The sequence below is a fragment of the Gordonia aichiensis genome (assembly GCF_039946255.1).
GTDB lineage: Bacteria > Actinomycetota > Actinomycetes > Mycobacteriales > Mycobacteriaceae > Gordonia > Gordonia aichiensis_A.
This window is the reverse complement of record NZ_JBCDWL010000057.1, coordinates 1-360: the sequence shown is the minus strand read 5'-3', so window position 1 is coordinate 360 and position 360 is coordinate 1. Positions and strand designations below refer to the sequence as shown.

Annotated in this window: 1 protein-coding gene; it reads right to left on the bottom strand. The window is 62.5% G+C overall.

Annotated elements, in window-relative coordinates; translation table 11 throughout:
- Positions 1-295, bottom strand: a 295-nt coding sequence (locus AAFO60_RS20870) for a terminase large subunit domain-containing protein (RefSeq protein WP_432211735.1), incomplete at its 3' end; no start/stop codon positions are given.
- Positions 296-360: the final 65 nt, after the last annotated feature.

The window sequence follows — 360 nt, the reverse complement described above, 5'->3', positions numbered from 1 at the left end:
CCTCGAACAGGTCACGGTTCACGACGCCGGCCTCGTCGACGATCGCCAGCACATAGTCCAGACCCTCGGCGGCGGCAGGGGAAGCCGGATATACAGCGAACGACGAGTCGGTCGCCGGAATGTACAGCCGGTCCTTGAACACCTGGCAGCGTTCAGCCAACTCCGGGGACAACTCCACCATGCGACGGGCTGCAGAGAACGCCAGACCTGCCTGGCGCTCGTCGACAGCGAATATCACCACGTTCGCGCCATCGCCCCAACAGAAGAACACGTACAAGGCGATCGCCGCATTCAACGTCGTCTTCCCTGATCCGCGAGGAAGCATCAGACCGACCGTGCGAGCACCCGAGTCGAGAACAT